The organism is Rhizobium sp. YJ-22 (genome assembly GCF_029601685.1).
Lineage (GTDB): Bacteria > Pseudomonadota > Alphaproteobacteria > Rhizobiales > Rhizobiaceae > Metarhizobium.
In genome coordinates, this window is sequence record NZ_JARRIR010000021.1 from 27,710 (window position 1) to 43,191 (window position 15,482).

A 15,482-nucleotide genomic window follows, 5' to 3' on the forward strand; every position below is an offset into this window, starting at 1 on the left:
AAAAGGACAGGACATGACCAAGACGGACAAGAACGCACGCCGTTCCTTTTCCCCCGCCCCCTATATGGTCGCGGGTTACCTGACGGTTTTTCTCGGCTTCGGTATCTTCGGCACCTGGGCGGCGACCGCGCCGCTGGCGAGCGGCGTCGTCGGCAAGGGCGTCGTCTCGCTTGAAGGCAACCGCAAGACGATCCAGCATCTCGAAGGCGGCATCGTGTCCGACATCGTCGCCAAGGAAGGCGATATCGTCAATGCCGGCGACGTCCTGCTCAAGCTCGACCCGACCCAGGCGCGCGGCAACTACGCGCTGTGGAACACCAAGCTCCTGTATCTTCAGGCGACCGAGGCACGACTGATCGCCGAAAGCACCGGCGCCGACAAGATTACCTTCCCGGAAAACGTGCTGAAGAGCGACCTGCCGGAAGCCCAGGCCGCCATGAAGATGCAGACGAGCCTGTTCAACGACCGTGTGAAGTCTCGCGATGGCAAGGTCGCCATCCTGAATGCGCGCGTCGAGCAGCTCAGGCAGGCGACCAAGGGTTTTCAGGACCAGTTGAACGCCATCGACAAGCAGATCGATTCCATGACGGCCGAACTGGAGCGGCTGGATTCGGGCATGACCAAGGGCGTCGTTTCCGCCAACCAGCATTCGCAGATGACGCGTGGTTTCCTCAGCCTGCAGAGCAATCGCGGCGAGATCGAAGCCGACATGGCCAAGACCCGGGAAACCATCTCCGAGGCCGAGTTGCAGATCGTCCAGACGCGTCAGGAATTCGTCGAGCGCGCCGTCAGCGAACACAAGGACACCCAGGACCAGCTCAGCGAAGTTGCCGAGAAGGTCCGCGTCACCAAGGATATTTTGAGCCGCACCACGGTGACGGCGCCGGTGCGCGGCATGGTCCAGAACGTCAAGGTCTATACCGATGGCGGCGTCGTCCGCCCGGCCGAACCGCTGATGGATATCGTTCCCCTCGACGACGACCTGATGATCCGCGCCCAGGTGTCGCCAATCGACATCGACAACGTCAAGACCGACGCCAGGGTCGAAGTCCGCTTCTCGTCCTTCTCCAGCAAGACGACGCCGGCCATGTTCGGCCACATCACCGTGCTCAGCAAGGACGTCATCGAGCCGACGGCCGCCAACCAGCAGCCCTATTACCTGGCTCTGGTCAAGGTCGAGGACAAGGACATTCCCCAGGAACTGAAGGGCCGCCTCATCGCCGGCATGCCGGCGGAAGTGGTCATCTCCACCGGCGAGCGGACCTTTGCCCAGTATATCGTCAAGCCGCTGGTCGATTCCTTCCACAAAAGCCTGAAGGAAAAATAAGTCAGCCAGCTCTAGCGGAGCCGATCGCTCGCTATTTCACAGTTTTCAGCCATTTTTGGAGCCCGGGGCCGAACGGTCTTGGGCTCCAGTCATGAATTGCGCCAGAAGGTCCCGATGAAAGTCATCCTGTCCGTACAATCCATCAAGTATCCCCTGACCGGGATCGGGCGATATACGTACGAACTGGCAAGAAATCTGCCCGAGGTGGCCGGCATTGAGGCTCTGAAGTTTCATAACGACGGCGGCTTCGTCGAGACGATTCCGCAATCCTTCGAAGGAACCGACCGGCCGGACCCGCGCGCATCGCGCATTCAGGAGATCAAGCGTTTCATCGCCAGGAGCAAGCTCATCGTCGATGCCTATCGGTTCCTGCGCAGCAAGACGGACCGGGATGTCTTCAAGGGCTATGGTGACCATCTCTATCATGGCCCGAATTTCTACCTGCCGAAATTCCCCGGCCGCACGGTGGTGACGGTCCACGATCTCTCGGTCCTGACTATGCCGCAATTCCATCCGCGCGAGCGCGTCCTGTATCTTGGCAAGGAAATCGAAAGCGCGGCGCGCCGCGCGACGCGCATCGTCACCGATTCCCACTACACCAGGGCCGAGGTTCTCTCCTATTTCGGCTTTCCGGAAGAAAAGGTCGGCGTCGCACAGCTGGCGTGCGGGTCCGAATTCCGGCCGCGCTCGGCCGAGGAGCTGGCGCCGGTGCTCCAGACCTACGGGCTTTCGCCCGGCGGATACGCGCTCTATACCGGCACGATCGAGCCGCGCAAGAACCTCGTCGCGCTGATCGACGCCTATGGACGGCTGCCGGCCGAACTGCGCCGGCGCTATCCCCTCGTGCTCGCCGGCTACAAGGGCTGGAACAACGAGGCGATCATGGAGCGCATCGCCCGTGCGCAGGCGGAGGGCTGGCTGACCTATCTCGGCTACGTGCCCAACGACCACCTTCCTCACCTGTTTTCCGGGGCGCGGCTGTTTGCCTTCCCCTCCCTCTATGAAGGCTTTGGCCTGCCGGTTCTCGAAGCCATGGCCTCGCGCGTGCCGGTGATCGCCTCGGACCAGGCCTCGTTGCCGGAAGTCGGCGGCGAGGCGGCGGCCTATGTCGCGCCTGGCGACGTCGAAGGCCTGACCGCCCTTTACGAGCGCTGCCTGACCGACGAGGAGACGCGGCGCGACATGATCGAAAAAGGCGTGGCGCAGGCCGGAAAATTCAGCTGGCGCCGATGCGCCGAGGAAACCGTTGCCCTATACAGGGCGGCAAGCGGCGCCTGATTTCGTCAGGCAGCGATGCGACAACCAGCGAGGATGCGATCGTGCTCAGCTCATTGGTGAAGGCGGTATGGCAATACCGCTACTTCATCTACACCTCCGTCCGGGCCGATTTCAACGGGCGCGTTTCCCGCAGCCGGCTGGGCCTGCTCTGGCTGGTCATCGCCCCGCTGTCGCAGGTGCTGATCTATGCCTTCGTGCTGTCGTCCTTGATGTCGCAGCGCCTGCCCAATATCGACAACCGTTTTTCCTATTCGCTGTACCTGCTGGCCGGCTTCCTCGGCTGGTATCTGTTCACGGATATCTTCAACCGCTGCCTGACGCTGTTCATCGACAATGCCAATGTGCTGAAGAAGATCTCCTTTCCGCGCATGGCGCTGCCTTTCGTGGTCGTCATCTCCTCGACGATCAACAACGTCATCTTCTTCGTCATCGTCGCCGCCGTTTATCTTGCGACCGGCTACGGCTTCAGCACCAGTTTCGTCTGGCTGCCGGTCCTCTTCCTGCTCAACATCCTGTTCGCGACCGGCCTCGGCCTGGTCTGCGGGGTGGTCAACGTCTTCATCCGCGATGTCGGGCAGATGTGCGGCATCGTCATCCAGTTCCTGTTCTGGCTGACGCCGATCGTCTACACGATCAACATCCTGCCGCCCCTGTTCCAGAAGATCGTCATGCTCAACCCGCTGTTCTGGATCATCGACAGCTATCACCGGGTCCTGGTCTACGGCACGGCGCCCGATTATGCGGCCCTTGGCGCGCTCACCCTGCTTTCGGTGGCGCTCCTGTCGCTTGCCCTGTTCCTGTTCAGGAAATCCAGTTCTGAAATGGTGGATGTTCTATGACGACGCCTGTGATGTCGGTGCATAATGTCGGCAAGGTCTTTTACCGATACAGCCACGAGCTCTACCGGATCGTCAGATGGTTTTCCGCCCGGGCGCCGGCGGCCGAGGAGAAATGGGTTCTCCGCGACATCTCGTTTTCCGTGCCGCGCGGCCAGGCGCTGGCGATCGTCGGCCGCAACGGCGCCGGCAAGAGCACGCTCCTGAAGCTGATCACCGGCACCATGCGCCCCAGCACCGGCCATGTCAGCCTGAGCGGCCGCATCTCGGCCATCCTCGAGCTCGGCATGGGCTTCAATCCCGATTATACCGGGCGCCAGAACGTCTTCCATTCGCTCGGCCTGATGGGCCACCAGCATGCCGATATCCTGGCGGCGCTGGCCGATATCGAGGCCTTTTCGGAACTCGGGGATTACTTCGACCAGCCGCTGCGCGTCTATTCCAGCGGCATGCACATGCGGCTTGCCTTTTCGGTCGCCACCGCCTTCCGGCCCGATATTTTGATCGTCGACGAGGCGCTGTCGGTGGGCGATGCCTATTTCCAGCACAAGAGCTTCGATCGCATCCGCGAATTCCGCAAGCTCGGCACGACGCTGATCCTGGTTTCCCACGATCGCATGGCGATGCTGGGCCTGTGCGACCGCGCCATCCTGCTGCATGAGGGCCGCGTGGCGCTCGACGGCGAGCCGGAAAGCGTGCTCGACTATTACAACGCTTTGCTCGGCCACAAGGCCGGCGAGACGATCGTCACCGAAGCGCTGGGCGACGGCCGCATCCGCACGATTTCCGGCTCGCGCAAGGCGACCGTCGACGATGCCGTGCTGATCGACGAGGCCGGCCAGCCGGTCGATACCGTCGATGTCGGCGACATCGTGCATCTGCATGTCAAGGCGACCGCCCACGAGGCGCTGGAACAGCTGGTTCTCGGCTATGCGATCAAGGACCGCTTCGGCCAGACCATCTACGGCACCAACACCTTCTACAGCGACCAGGCCCTGACGGACGTCGCGGCCGGCGAGCGCCTCGCCTTCCATGTCAGCTTTCCCGCCGATCTGGGGGTCGGCACCTATTCGATCGCGCTTGCCCTGGTGGGCGGCGAAAACCACATCGGCGAAAACTACGAATGGCGGGATCTGGCGATCATCTTCAGCGTCGCCAATCTCAGCAAGCAGCCCTTCGACGGCAAGGCCTTCCTGCCGCCGCAGATTTCCGTGTCGCGTCAGTCTGTCTGATCATGCGCGCACGAGGAAGCGGCCGTCCTGCGTGTCGGCCTGCAACTCGGCGAGGAAGGCATCGGCGATGACCTGCCAGGAATAGGTCGCCTCGACGGCGGCCCGGGCGGCGAGGATCATCGTTTCAAGCGCGGCCTCGCTCATGCCGGCCATGCGCTCGAGCGCTGCGGCGAAATCCGGCTTCTCCGCCAGGACGAAATGCCTCTCCGGCTCGATCTCCAGCCCGCGGGCGCCGAACCCCGTGGACAGGACCGGAATGCCGGCGGCCATATAATCGAGCATCTTCAGGTTGGTCCCCGAGCCCAGGCGCATGGGGTTCAGCGCGACATCGGCGATCGACAACATCAGGTCACGGGTTTCCATGTCGACGGCGCCGAGCAGATCGACATTGGCCGGCAGCGCCCTGTCCTTGAACGGCAGGCAGACGCTGCCCATGACGACGAAGCGCGTCTGCGGCCGTTGCGGGGCCAGCTCCAGAATGTCTTCGACAGCCTCGAGGTTGGGGCCATGCCAGCTTCCGATGAAGATCGCCAGTTGTCGGGCGCCGAGGCCGGCGGCCTTCTGCAGCCGGCGGCGATCGGCAAGGCCGGTAAAGGGCGTGTTCTCAAGCGAAACGCCGTTCGCCACCTCGTATTGCCGGGCGCGCGTCGGGCCGTAGACCCGCGCCAGCTCCGCCAGATCGCGGCGCGTGCAGGCAAAAACCCGCTCGGCATTGATCCAGCAGTCGCGCTCGGCCTTGCGCACTTCCTCCAGGAGGGGTGCTGCCTCCGGCAGGCTGCCGAAAACATCGGCCTTCAGGGTCAGCTCGACATTCTGGCATTCGTACCAGAAGGGCTTTCCGGGTGCGGCGCGTCTCAGGATGTCGATCATGTAGGGCTGGCTGGCGATGACGGCCATGCTGGTCAGCGCCGACAGCTCCAGCGCCTCCTCATAGGCTGGTGTCAGCCCTAGCAGGACATTGGCGGCGACATCGCTGACCGGCCGGTTCCCGACCTGTTTCGAGATGTGATATTCGGCCTCGGCATGAACGTCGGTCATCGGAACGGTGATTTCGAGGACGCCGGGGGCGATTTCCACTTCCGAACGGCCGCTCGTGGTCGATCCCAGCGAGACGATGTCGATATCGAAGGTGCGGGCGAGATTGCGATAGAGATGGAAGACGCGGGCCTGGCCGCCATTCATCGGCGGATAGACGCGGAAGGTGGTGGCGACCGTCAGTTTCGGACGCACCGTCTTGCGGGCCGACGGTAGGGACGATGGCGGCTGCAGCAGGCCTTCGGCCACCGGATCCCAGGTGATCGCCGCCATGCTGTCGAGGGCTTTCCGGCCCATGGCCTCGGTGGCGGCGACATCGTCGGCCAGGCGCGACAGGCCGGCGCCGATCGCGGCTGGCGACAGGCCGCAGACCAGACCCGTTTCGCCGTCGCGCACGAATTCGCAGGGGCCGCCGCTATCGGGAACGGTCAGCACCGGCTTGCCGCTCTTCATCGCCTCGATGGTGATCAGGCCGTAATCCTCGTCGGCCGGCACGAAGGGGACGGCCAGCGCATCGGCATAGAGGCCGGGCATGGCGTCGTCGGCGACATAACCGAGGAAACGGATGCGAGGATCGTCGCCGGCGAGCGCCTTCAGCCGCGCCTCTTCCGGTCCGGTTCCGGCGATCAGCAGCGGAATGTCCTGGGGCACGTGCCGCATGGCCTCGACGATCAGGCCGATCCGCTTCGGGCCGTCGAGCCGGCTGCTGGTGAAGAAATAACGGCTCTCGCCGCAGCGGTAGTTGTCGCGATGCGGCGGCGGATAGAGGACGTCGACCGCGACATCGTCGGGGAAATAGCTCTTGCGCCGGGCAACCGTGGCCGAGATCGCTGCATAGCGCTTGATGCGGCGCGGCGACAGGGCGGCATTGTCGAGGAAGTGAATGACGGCGCGGCTGAAGGGTCCGGGAAAGGCAAAGGCCGTGTCCGGCAGATCGCCGTCGCGTAAGGCCCGCAGCCGGTCGAACAGTTCCGGGATCTGCTCCGGATCGGGATCGCGGCCGGCCTCGGTCATCCATTCCGCCAGGTTGCGCAGCTTCGGCTGGGCCAGCAGCGCATCAGTGCCCGCGCCGCCATAGGTGTCGTAGAGCCCGCGCAGGCGGTGGAGCATGTAGCAGACGTGATAGGGATGGGCGACCATCCAGGCGGGATACTTGCCCGAGATCACGCAGTCATAGGCCGAGAGATCGAGCTTGGAAAAGGTCTCGTAGGAGCTGACCAGATCCCAGAAATTGCCTTCCGGCGCCATGACCGAGACGATGTCGGCGCGATGGTCGGTCTTGCTGTTGAAATGATCCTGCAGGCCCCACCACAGGTTTTCGGCGCCGCCGAGCGCCAGCGGCGTGGGATGCGGCGTGACGATCGCGATCTTCATGGGCGTGCTTCCATGTGCTGGCTGCCTCCTGCCGGGATATCGGCCAGCAGGGTCTCGACGACATGCGCCCAGGTGATGTTCATGGCCTCGTAGCGCTCGCGCCCGTTGCGCCCCAGCTGGCGAGCGCCGGCGCTGTCTCCCATGACCGCCTCCAGCGCCGCGGCGATCGCCTCCGGCGTCGGCTCGGTTACGAAACCGGTCTCCCCGTCGCGCACGAATTCCAGCGGCCCGCCGGAATCGCGGCAGGTGATGACGGGCTTGGCCGACAGCATCGCCTCCAGCGTCACATAGCCGTAATCCTCGTCCAGCGGCCCGAAGAAGACGGCGCCGGCATGGGCGTAGAGGCTCAGCATATCTTCGCGGCTGACGGCGCCGACGAAGCGGACGCGGTCGGAAAGCCCGAGATTTTCGGCCATGGCCTCCAGATGCAGCCGCATGCCGCCCGATCCGGCAAACACGGCCTTGATCGGGCTCTTGCAGGCCGCCAGCGCCTTCAGCATCAGATCCTGACGCTTCAGCCCCTCCAGCCGGCTGGGCACGAAGACATAGGGCAGCGCTTCCTCGCAACGGAATTCATTGGCATTGGCGGGCGGATGGTAGAGCGCCCTGGATTCGATGCCGTTATAGTTGCGCAGGCGTGCCGACACCCGTTCGGCGATGGTATAGACGGCACGCGCGCTTCCCTCCGCGGCGCCATCGAGGCCGACCTTGTCAGCTGCCATGATCCGGGCGCGCAGCGCGTCGGTTTCCGGCTTGCCGGGCAGCCAGCCGAACGGCGTGCCATAGAGGTCATAGGCCGAGCGGTGTTGGTGCAGCAGCCAGACCCGCTTGTCGGGATGGCGGATCATATAGGCGGGAAATTTCAGGCAGATCATGCGGTCGATGCGCCCGCCGCCGAAGGGCAGGAAATTCGCAGCCTCGCATTGGTCCATGGTGCGGCCGGCCGCGTCGATCGGCTCGAAGAAGAAGGGCGCGCTGATCTTGTGGACGCTATGGCCGGCGGCGCGCACGGCCTCCACCAGCCCGTCGACCAGGAATTCGGCGCCGCCATGGATGCCGGGCGTGTGAACCGTCGCGATCCCGACGCGCATCAGGCCAAACCAATCTCGATCTGGCCATCTTCCAGCGGCTTGCGGGCATAGAGCGCGTAATCCGGCGGCTGGCGGAACCAGTCGTTGATTTCGGCGGGCGCAAACCCGCTTTCCGGCTGCGACAGGTCGCAATCCTCGGCGATGCGGATGATGCGGGTCGCATCGAAGCCGCGCGCCTCGGCGACGAAACGCAGGTAATCCGGGGGCAGCGGCTTGTTGTGGGTCGGGTCGTAATGGAAGGTGCAGGCGCCGACAACGAGGTTTTCCGGGTTCGGCGTTTCGAAAAGCACGATACCGCCGGGCATCAGCACCCGCCGCGCCTCATCGAACAGGCGCACCAGATCCTTGAAGCCGATATGCTCGACGATATGGAAACCGGTGATTGCCGCCAGGCTGTTGTCGGGCCGCGCCCGCAGATAGGCGAGCGCATCGCCTTCGGTGACATCGAGGCCGAGGCCGCGCGCCTCCTCGACCATGGCGCCGTTCAGATCGACGCCGAGGGTGGCGATGTTGTTGCGCTTGAGCAGCGACAGGAATTCGCCGCGGCCGCAGCCGATATCGAGCACGGGCGCGCCGGCGGCAACCGGTTGCGACTGCCGGAAGATCGGCAGGTAGCGTTCCGACCGGCGGCCGATCTCGGCCGTCGAACCGCGAAAGCGGTTTTCGAAGGCGACATAGAGACTGTCGAGCGAGGGATCCTCAAGTGCCGCGACTTCAGCCTGCTTCTCGGCCGGCAGCGTATCGCGGGCGGACTGGATGAGTTGGCCAAGCGCGACACGCTCGCCGGCGATCTCATAGCGGATGGCGCGGATTTCCGAGAGCGCGTTGGCGGCCGACCCCACGGCCTCTTCCATGCGCAGCTTGGTCAGTTCGGCATCCTGTTCGGCCAGCGTCATGCGCATGTCGAGGCCGGCCTGGTTCTTGCGCACCGCCGACAGCGCCGCATTGACCTCGACGATCAGGTCGTGATGGCGCTCGGACAGGACCGACAGGCGCCGGTTGGTGGTCGAGCGCACCAGGAAGCGCATGAAGGGTTCGAAGAACTTGCCGACGACCGGCAGGCCGGCGAGACGATCGAGCACGGCGGCCGGCATCAGCCAGCGGATCTTGACGCCGCGCGCCTTGCCCTCGGCCGAGCGCGACAAGGCGCTCAGGATCCGGACGACGCCGATATGGCCTTGTCGAAGGGCTGGCAGGTAATAGCTGCGACCGACGCCGTCGATCTCGCGGCCGAGGACCACCCGGTAGGCATTGCGCAAGAAATCCTCGTCATCGAGGGCGGCGAATTCCTCGATGCTGTAGAAGGGCCGGCCGATGGCGATCTTGTCGCCGTCATCCGGCTCAGCCACTAGCGGAATGGTGCCGATCCCCTGCCGTCGTCCGGCAACGACGGGCGCGGCTGTCTCGACGCTCACCGTCTCGGCACGCACGCGTGCCAGAATTTCCTCAATCGTCGGATCGCTGGCGTCGCGCGACATGCAACAGGCCTCCTGGGTGTAGTGCGGCATCGACCGGTCAATCGCTGGCGACCACCGGGAATTGCTCTTGAGCTCAGCGAAAGGCTTTAATTAAGCGCCTTGGGGCAGGCAAGCATAAACAGGAGAGACCAAGCGCCCGGGCGCTCAAAGAAGGCTGCGCTGAAAGTCCAGAACGTCGCGCAAGGTGTCGTTGAGCGCGATGCGCGGGGTCCAGCCGAAGGCTTCGAAGGCGCGACCATTATCGCCGGATGCGACCTCGACATGGTTGGGCCGGTAGCGGTCCGCATCGACGACCACCTCGACCTCGACCGACGACAGGGCGATGAGCCGGTCGAGAATATCCCGGATCGAGACCGGATCCGCCGTCGACAGGTTATAGCGCCCGCCTGGGACGATCCCCGGCGCGGCGGCCGCGGCGAGATAGGCCGCCACCACGTCGCGCACGTCGAGGAAATCGCGCCTTGCGTCGAGATTGCCGACCTTGAGCACCGGCTCCTGAACGCCCTTTTCGATCCCGGCGATCTGGGCGGCGAAGGCCGGCACGACATAGTCGGTCGCCTGGCCCGGTCCGGTATGGTTGAAGGGCCGGAAGATCGCGACCTGCAACCCGTCCTCGGCCATCTGGCGCAGAAGGATGTCGCCGGCGGCCTTGGTGGCGCCATAGGCGGTCAACGGCTCCAGCGCCGCGGTTTCGCGGATGGGCAGCGTTTCGCGGTTGAAGGAGGCGCCATAGACCTCGGAACTGCCCGACCAGATCAGCCGGCAGGAGGGGGCATGGGCGAGAATGGCCTGCGCCAGGTTGAGCGTGCCGGTCAGGTTGACGGCCCAGGCCTGCGAGGGATCCTTTTGCGCCTCGCGCGGCGCGGCAATCGCGGCGAGATGCACGACCGCATCGGGGGCGGCGGCAGCGATCGCCCGGGCAACGGCCTCACCGTTGCGCAAGTCCGGCCGCGTTCCCGTCGCAGGATCGATGAAATCGACCGGCTCGAAACGCGCCTGCGGGTCGCCAGCGGCGGCGGACAGCAGATGCCCGCCCACGAAGCCGTTCGATCCCGTCACCAAGAGCCGACGTTTCGCCATGCCATCCACCATTCGCGATCAGGACGAAGCCCTGCGGTCACGCAGGGCCGATCCGGTGTTGCTTACTTCAGGCGCTCGAGATCGGCGTCGACCATCTCGCGGATCATGTCTTCCATCGAGGTGGTCGGCTCCCAGCCGAGCTTGGCCTTGGCCTTGGAGGGGTCGCCGAGCAGCAGCTCGACTTCGGCCGGGCGGAAGAAGGCCGGATCGATGACGAGATGCTCGTCGATGTTGAGGCCGGCATGGGAGAAGGCGATTTCGCACATGGTGCGCACCGTGCTGGTGCGGCCGGTGGCGACGACGTAATCGTCCGGCTTGTCCTGCTGCAGCATCAGCCACATCGCCTGGACGTAATCCTTGGCATGGCCCCAGTCGCGCTGGGCGGTGATGTTGCCGAGCCGCAGCTCTCGCTCGAGGCCGAGCTTGATGCGCGCCACGCCGTTCGTCACCTTGCGGGTGACGAATTCGATGCCGCGCAGCGGCGATTCATGGTTGAACAGGATGCCGCTGGAGGCGTGCAGGCCAAAGCTTTCGCGGTAGTTGACCGTGATCCAGTGGCCGTAGAGCTTGGCGACGGCATAGGGCGAGCGCGGATAGAAAGGCGTCGTTTCCGACTGGATCGGGTTCTGCACGAGACCGTACATTTCCGAGGAGGACGCCTGATAGAAACGCGCCTCCGGACGGACGAGGCGCAGGGCCTCGAGCACGTTGGTGACGCCGAGCGCCGTCACCTGGCTGGTCAGGATCGGCTGCTGCCAGGAGGAAGCGACGAAGGACTGGGCGGCGAGGTTGTAGACTTCGTCCGGCTTGATGTCCTGCACGAGCCGGATGAGGCCGGAGAGATCCAGCAGGTTGCCGTCGACGATGCGCACGTCCCGGTCGATCTTGAGCCACTTCAGGCGGCTGGTATTGATGTCGGAGGAGCTGGAGCGGCGCGCCATGCCGAACACTTCATAGCCCTTGGACAACAGAAGCTGGGCCAGATAGGCACCGTCCTGCCCCGTAATCCCCGTGATCAGCGCTCTCTTGGTCATATGACGCTCCTCATCTTTCGCAAGCCGGACATCGCCCTTCGCCTGATGCCAAGAGCCTTTGCGCCATGCCTGTAACGGATGAAGTCATGCGATTCAAGCAGGCAAAGGGGCAGTTTCGCGCCGGATAAACCAAGAAAGCCGGCTTTATAGTTGAGCATTGTCCGGAAAAACTGCCGCATTTTCGTGTCTTTCGGCACTGGTCGGTCTTTTGCTCTTCGTTTAAGGGTCGGACCAGACGATCCGGGTCGGTGGACCCGGGATAGAACCCCTGGAACGAACGGTATCGCGCCCCATGAGCAATTCCCTCATTTCCGATCTCCTCCGCAAGCTTGCATCGGAACCGGACCGTGCGCCCGTCGACGACGCGCAGGCCGAAGCCCTGTTGCGTGATCTCGCCGGCGGTTTCTCGCAGACCAATGCCAACCTCCAGGCGCTGCGCCGGACGATGTCCGAAATGTATGTCGACATCATCGCCGGCATGGGTGGGCCGAAGGACAGGCGCGCCATTTCCTGCGCGCCCGGCCAGGTCTACAGCCAGAACAACGAGGACGGGATCATCGCCGAGATCCTGGCCCGCATCGGCACCGATACGAAGACATTCGTCGAGATCGCCGCCGGCGACGGCATCGAGAACACCACCCGTCTGCTGATCGACCTCGGCTGGAGCGGCATCTGGGTGGAGGCCGGCGACAGGGAGCTCGATTGCATCCGCAATATCGCCCGCGAACCGCTGGAGAGCGGGCGCCTCGTTCTCGTCGATCGCATGATCACGCTGGAAAACCTCGACGAGGTCCTGATGAGCCGGATCGATTTCGCACCCGATTATATTTCTGTCGATATCGACTACAACACCTCGCATGTGCTGCGTCGGCTGATGACGCTGAAGCCGCGTTTGCTCTGCGTCGAATATAACGGCCATTATCCTCCGAGCGTCGATTACGAGGTTCCCTATCGTGCGGACGGGCAATGGGTCGGCACCACCCGTTTCGGGGCCAGCCTCAAGGCGCTGGAGCGGATCGGCCGCGAAAACGGCTACAGCCTGGTGGGCTGCGATATCTTCGGCGTCAACGCCTTCTTCGTGCGCGACGACCTGTGTTCGGAAGAGAAATTCCTGGCACCGTTCACGGCCGAGGCCCATTACCAACCGCCACGCTTCAGCGCCGTCGGCATGCGCGGCCATGGCCGCCACGCCAATATCGATTAAAGCGCCTTATCCTGCCGTCAGGCGAAGCCGCCTGACGGCAGGATGCTCCAGGCGGCGGCGCATTGCATTCGCCGTGGAAGTCGAATATTAATTTGTCCGATGCGGCTCATGCCGCCCTGCCTTGCAGGCGCATTTTCTCCGTGTTGCGCCCTGCCGATCGTTCGATCTCTGAGGAAGCCTGTAGCAGATGCGGATCATTCCCTTTCCGAGCCAGTTGAAGAAAACCGAAGCCAAGGCCCAGGACTGGTCCCAGCAGGAAATTGCCGATTTCTACCGCGCCCACCGGCTGCTGGCGGAAAATGGCGTCATGATCGGAATCGACCGCGGCGTCAGCGATATCGGCGAGCCGTGGATGGTGTTCTTCGATACCGCCAGCCAGGATGTCTTCATGCATGTGGCGCGCATCGACGGTGTCTGCCACCTGATCTGCGATACGCTGGGCCTGAAGCTGTCGGCCGCCAACATCGAAGCGCTGATCGCCGGCTTCGAAAACAGCGTGCGGGGTCATCTTTCGATTCGTGCCGAGCGCAATTCCAAGGTCGTGCTGCATCCGGCCGCGCGCATCATCATGTCCATCTCGGCGGTCTTCCTGTTGTTCAAGCTTGGCAATAGCGAAGCCCATGCGAAGGCGCTGTCGGAAAAAAGCCCGCTGCCCCAGACCGATGGCGGCGCGGTGCGTCCGACCGAAAAATCCACCGCATCGATCGCGCGGGCGCAATCGGCTTTCGCGCGCGCCTTCGAAACCGTCGATGCACCGGCCAGTGCCGCCATCGTTGCCAGCATCATCCTGGCCGGCGAGCTTTCGGTCCTGCACTCCGAAACCGCTCATGACACATCTTCTTCGCAGAAGCTGCCCTCGGCCGATCTCGATCCCATCAACGACGTGAAACTGAATCTGCAGTCGGAAGGGGAGCGGAAGGTCGTCGTTTCGACGACGCAGGAGCAGCATGCGGCACAGCAAAAGGCGGATGTGCCGATCGAGGTCAAGACGAAGGACGATTCCCTCGCCAAAGACGTCACCTTTACCCAGCAGGTTTTTGCCATCAAGAGCGTTCCCCAGGAAGCTCCACTGGCCGTCAAGTTCGATTTTGGCCAGAAGATCACCATCAACGAGGCCTTGAAAGCTCAGGCTGCCTCCCCTCGCGCTCAGGAGCAGGCAGCCGAACTCAGCAGCAATAGCACCGATGCAAAGCAGGCTATGGACGAGTTCCTCAAGAAGACGGACGCCAGCCGGACTGCGGCCATCGACCAGAAGACGAGCACCAAGACAGATACCAAGACGACGACTGAACTCGGCAACGTCACCGCGACCAGCGTGCCGACGCTCGACAATAAGGTCGGCTTCTTCATGAAGACCAACCTCGACCTGGCCAAGATGTATGCCCTGATGGAACATTTCGCCAAGGCCATGGGTCAGTACGACTTCGATTATGCAAGCGGCCAGGTTCTCATCGAAGAAAAGAACATCGCCAATCTCTCCGTTCATGATGTCGGCATCTGGACAAATGTGCTCGGCGACGGCAGCACCCTGTCGGTGATCGGCCATGCCAGCCTGATCGATGACGTGCTGACATTCTTCTCGTAGTGCGCCCGCCTGGATGAGCGGAACACGTCCATTGCCGAACTCCGGCAAGGTCAACCGCCCCTTGACGCGGAGATGCCTGCCCACATGCGCGATCCGCGTGGCATCGGCATATATCCCCGCCGCGCGATCGGCCTTTATCGCGTCTGCGGGATAACTCTTCCAGAGAAGGCAAACGACCTCGGTGAATCCGCCGTGCGTCACGGGAAGGAACTCGCGCGCAAGCACGCCATCATCGGTGGCGTCGCGATCTGGACCGGCCGGCAAGGCCCGGCATAATTGCCCCGGCAACAGCGATCATATGCACGTCCTGAATCGCGTTCGAGGTCTCCGGTGACCTGATTTTGCAGCATGTGAGCCATGTTCGATCAACCGAGAGGCCTTCATGCTGAAGTTTTCCTTTTTGACTGCCGGATTATGGCTGTCCATCACAACGCTTGCTTATTCTGCCGAGAGTGTCGGCTTTCGAGAGGCCAAGCTGGACCAAGACACTGCCCGGTCGCTCCATGTTGCGTTCTGGTACCCCACTGAAGATGGGGCAAATGCCGTAACCATTGGCGAGAACCGCGTTTTTCAAGGTACTTCTGCCGTAAAAGAAGCACTCCCCCGACGCCGGCACCCATCCTCTGGTGGTTCTCTCGCATAGTTATGGAGGGAGCTGGCGCAACTTGAACTGGCTTGCGACCGAGCTTGCCCAGCAAGGCTATATTGTGGCCGCTCCGGACCATCCTGGGACGACGACCTTTAACAAGGATGCGGATCAGGCCGCGAAGTTGTGGGAACGGCCACATGACTTGAGCCGTGTCATCGATGTCCTGACAACCGATCCCAAACTTGCCGGAAAGGTCGATATAGGCGTCACGACACGAAAGTGTTGAATCTGTCCGACTTTTGAGAACGTATGGTGATCACGCTGCGAGGATGGATGTTT

14 protein-coding genes are annotated in these 15,482 nt (G+C 63.2%); 9 read left to right on the forward strand and 5 right to left on the reverse strand.

The features are described 5' to 3' along the window. Positions 1 to 13: 13 nt before the first annotated feature. The 4 genes from P7F60_RS27865 (at position 14) to P7F60_RS27880 (ending at position 4,673) form a co-directional block, all read left to right on the forward strand. Positions 14 to 1,327, forward strand: coding sequence for an HlyD family type I secretion periplasmic adaptor subunit (locus P7F60_RS27865; protein ID WP_277920861.1), 1,314 nt, complete (start codon positions 14 to 16; stop codon positions 1,325 to 1,327). A 114-nt stretch (positions 1,328 to 1,441) separates the two neighbouring features. Then, complete coding sequence (locus tag P7F60_RS27870; protein ID WP_277920862.1) at positions 1,442 to 2,605, forward strand: glycosyltransferase family 1 protein; 1,164 nt, start codon at positions 1,442 to 1,444, stop codon at positions 2,603 to 2,605. A 41-nt stretch (positions 2,606 to 2,646) separates the two neighbouring features. Further along, positions 2,647 to 3,444 (forward strand): ABC transporter permease, encoded by a 798-nt coding sequence (locus P7F60_RS27875; RefSeq protein WP_277920863.1) that lies wholly within the window; start codon positions 2,647 to 2,649, stop codon positions 3,442 to 3,444. Continuing rightward, positions 3,441 to 4,673: an ABC transporter ATP-binding protein gene (locus tag P7F60_RS27880; protein WP_277920864.1), complete on the forward strand. Its 1,233-nt coding sequence runs from the start codon at positions 3,441 to 3,443 to the stop codon at positions 4,671 to 4,673. Before P7F60_RS27875 ends, P7F60_RS27880 begins: the two co-directional genes overlap by 4 nt. On the opposite strand, the gene P7F60_RS27885 is transcribed toward P7F60_RS27880, so the two are convergent. From P7F60_RS27885 to gmd, 5 genes are all read right to left on the reverse strand, one after another. Further along, the gene (locus P7F60_RS27885; RefSeq protein ID WP_277920865.1) at positions 4,674 to 7,082 is read right to left on the reverse strand and encodes a glycosyltransferase; all 2,409 of its coding nucleotides are present in this window, start codon (positions 7,080 to 7,082) and stop codon (positions 4,674 to 4,676) included. Continuing rightward, complete coding sequence (locus P7F60_RS27890) at positions 7,079 to 8,173, reverse strand: glycosyltransferase family 4 protein (protein WP_277920866.1); 1,095 nt, start codon at positions 8,171 to 8,173, stop codon at positions 7,079 to 7,081. The genes P7F60_RS27885 and P7F60_RS27890 overlap by 4 nt, the downstream gene beginning before the upstream one ends. Continuing rightward, positions 8,173 to 9,651, reverse strand: coding sequence for a methyltransferase domain-containing protein (locus tag P7F60_RS27895; RefSeq protein WP_277920867.1), 1,479 nt, complete (start codon positions 9,649 to 9,651; stop codon positions 8,173 to 8,175). Before P7F60_RS27895 ends, P7F60_RS27890 begins: the two co-directional genes overlap by 1 nt. Positions 9,652 to 9,795: 144 nt before the next feature. Then, positions 9,796 to 10,731 (reverse strand): GDP-mannose 4,6-dehydratase, encoded by a 936-nt coding sequence (locus tag P7F60_RS27900; protein ID WP_277920868.1) that lies wholly within the window; start codon positions 10,729 to 10,731, stop codon positions 9,796 to 9,798. Positions 10,732 to 10,793: 62 nt separating this feature from the next. Further along, positions 10,794 to 11,765: a GDP-mannose 4,6-dehydratase gene (gene gmd, locus P7F60_RS27905; protein WP_277920869.1), complete on the reverse strand. Its 972-nt coding sequence runs from the start codon at positions 11,763 to 11,765 to the stop codon at positions 10,794 to 10,796. A gap of 292 nt (positions 11,766 to 12,057) precedes the next feature. Between gmd and P7F60_RS27910 the strand changes: the two genes are divergently transcribed. From P7F60_RS27910 to P7F60_RS27930, 5 genes are all read left to right on the forward strand, one after another. Continuing rightward, positions 12,058 to 12,969 carry a hypothetical protein gene (locus P7F60_RS27910; RefSeq protein WP_277920870.1) on the forward strand — a complete coding sequence of 304 codons (912 nt, stop codon included), beginning with the start codon at positions 12,058 to 12,060 and terminating at the stop codon, positions 12,967 to 12,969. Between the two features lie 187 nt (positions 12,970 to 13,156). Next, on the forward strand, positions 13,157 to 14,554 hold the full coding sequence (locus P7F60_RS27915; protein WP_277920871.1) for a hypothetical protein: 1,398 nt from the start codon (positions 13,157 to 13,159) through the stop codon (positions 14,552 to 14,554). Between the two features lie 84 nt (positions 14,555 to 14,638). Beyond that, positions 14,639 to 14,830: a hypothetical protein gene (locus P7F60_RS27920; protein ID WP_277920872.1), complete on the forward strand. Its 192-nt coding sequence runs from the start codon at positions 14,639 to 14,641 to the stop codon at positions 14,828 to 14,830. Positions 14,831 to 14,936: 106 nt separating this feature from the next. After that, positions 14,937 to 15,197 carry a hypothetical protein gene (locus P7F60_RS27925; RefSeq protein ID WP_277920873.1) on the forward strand — a complete coding sequence of 87 codons (261 nt, stop codon included), beginning with the start codon at positions 14,937 to 14,939 and terminating at the stop codon, positions 15,195 to 15,197. A gap of 22 nt (positions 15,198 to 15,219) precedes the next feature. Next, the gene (locus P7F60_RS27930; RefSeq protein ID WP_277920874.1) at positions 15,220 to 15,429 is read left to right on the forward strand and encodes a hypothetical protein; all 210 of its coding nucleotides are present in this window, start codon (positions 15,220 to 15,222) and stop codon (positions 15,427 to 15,429) included. Positions 15,430 to 15,482 lie beyond the last annotated feature (53 nt).

Coding starts and splice junctions, on each gene's coding strand:
- P7F60_RS27865 (WP_277920861.1), top strand. CDS start 14: ATGACCAAGACGGACAAGAACGCACGCCGTTCCTTTTCCCCCGCCCCC.
- P7F60_RS27870 (WP_277920862.1), top strand. CDS start 1,442: ATGAAAGTCATCCTGTCCGTACAATCCATCAAGTATCCCCTGACCGGG.
- P7F60_RS27880 (WP_277920864.1), top strand. CDS start 3,441: ATGACGACGCCTGTGATGTCGGTGCATAATGTCGGCAAGGTCTTTTAC.
- P7F60_RS27885 (WP_277920865.1), bottom strand. CDS start 7,082: ATGAAGATCGCGATCGTCACGCCGCATCCCACGCCGCTGGCGCTCGGC.
- P7F60_RS27890 (WP_277920866.1), bottom strand. CDS start 8,173: ATGCGCGTCGGGATCGCGACGGTTCACACGCCCGGCATCCATGGCGGC.
- P7F60_RS27895 (WP_277920867.1), bottom strand. CDS start 9,651: ATGTCGCGCGACGCCAGCGATCCGACGATTGAGGAAATTCTGGCACGC.
- P7F60_RS27900 (WP_277920868.1), bottom strand. CDS start 10,731: ATGGCGAAACGTCGGCTCTTGGTGACGGGATCGAACGGCTTCGTGGGC.
- gmd (WP_277920869.1), bottom strand. CDS start 11,765: ATGACCAAGAGAGCGCTGATCACGGGGATTACGGGGCAGGACGGTGCC.
- P7F60_RS27910 (WP_277920870.1), top strand. CDS start 12,058: ATGAGCAATTCCCTCATTTCCGATCTCCTCCGCAAGCTTGCATCGGAA.
- P7F60_RS27915 (WP_277920871.1), top strand. CDS start 13,157: ATGCGGATCATTCCCTTTCCGAGCCAGTTGAAGAAAACCGAAGCCAAG.
- P7F60_RS27920 (WP_277920872.1), top strand. CDS start 14,639: ATGCGCGATCCGCGTGGCATCGGCATATATCCCCGCCGCGCGATCGGC.
- P7F60_RS27925 (WP_277920873.1), top strand. CDS start 14,937: ATGCTGAAGTTTTCCTTTTTGACTGCCGGATTATGGCTGTCCATCACA.